Genomic DNA, 1,366 nt, shown 5'->3' on the forward strand with positions numbered 1-1,366 from the left:
GTCATGAGAAAGCCCATATAAATGGGTAGAGTACAAGTTGCTGTAGAAGCATTTTTAATTCGTCTGATCACAGATACTTTATAAAGTATTTTAATACTTTTTTGAATCCGTCAATGCGTAAGTCCTAAAATCTTTCTTTAAAAGAAATTGAAACTTTATTTAAGCTAAAAGTGTGACGGTAGTTACCAAATGGTTATGTCAATACAGAACCTCCGGTTAAGCAATGAGATGCCATTTTTGCCCATTGGACATCTGTAAGTCTGTATTTATCCTTTATTATGTAATTTTGACTTTGGTCAGTCGGAACCAAAATGTTATCTCATCTTGCTTCTTTTCCTCAATTTATCTTTGGCACCTCATCTGAGAGTTTAAGAATTAAATTAAAGAGATTTTTTTGATTAATTTCATTAAATTTTTAATTGATTTATATATAAAATAGTAACAAAAAAGACGGGAGGTTCTGGTATAGTTAGTCCCGTTTTTATTTCCTTTTTACATTATATAAATAAGCAAGGCTCAAAAATGCTAACTCTATCAGAACTTAAGATTGCCGTTATTGGGCTAGGTTATGTCGGTTTACCCTTAGCTGTAGAGTTTGGAAAACAGGTTTCTGTTGTTGGTTTCGATATTCATCAAAAGCGTATTGATGAATTAAAAAGCGGTCAAGACCATACCTTAGAGGTCTCACCTGAAGAATTAAAACAATCTACTCATTTAACCTATACTGCAAATCTAGAAGATCTAAAAGATTGCAACTTCTTTATTGTGACGGTACCAACCCCGATTGATGAATATAAACAGCCGGATCTGACGCCATTGGTCAAAGCCTCGCAAAGTATTGGTAAAGTGCTAAAAGACGGCGACATTGTTGTTTATGAATCAACGGTTTATCCGGGAGCCACTGAAGAGGTGTGCATTCCTGAGCTGGAAAAAGTTTCAGGCTTGAAATTCAATCAGGATTTCTTTGCTGGTTATAGTCCAGAGCGCATTAATCCGGGTGACAAATTGCACCGCGTGACCAATATTCTCAAAATCACTTCAGGTTCTACGCCTGAAGTCGCTGATTTTGTCGATCAGGTCTATAACCTGATTATTGAAGCCGGAACGCATAAAGCCAGCAGCATTAAAGTAGCTGAAGCAGCCAAAGTCATTGAAAATACCCAGCGGGATGTCAATATCGCGCTGATTAACGAGCTGGCCTTGATCTTCAATAAAATGGGGATTGATACTGAAGCGGTGCTTGAGGCTGCAGGCACGAAATGGAACTTCCTGCCGTTTCGTCCGGGTCTGGTCGGCGGGCACTGTATCGGGGTCGATCCGTACTATCTCACCCATAAAGCGCAAGCGATTGGTTATCACCCTGAAA

1 protein-coding gene is annotated in these 1,366 nt (G+C 38.6%); it reads left to right on the plus strand.

Annotation, left to right across the window (positions count from 1 at the left end; all coding sequences use genetic code 11):
- Window positions 1-522 precede the first annotated feature (522 nt).
- On the plus strand, window positions 523-1,366 hold an 844-nt coding region (locus FTU91_RS16380; protein WP_180082856.1), incomplete at its 3' end, for a nucleotide sugar dehydrogenase.

It is taken from the genome of Acinetobacter sp. YH12201 (genome assembly GCF_013418145.1).
In the GTDB taxonomy this organism is placed as follows: Bacteria; Pseudomonadota; Gammaproteobacteria; order Pseudomonadales; family Moraxellaceae; genus Acinetobacter.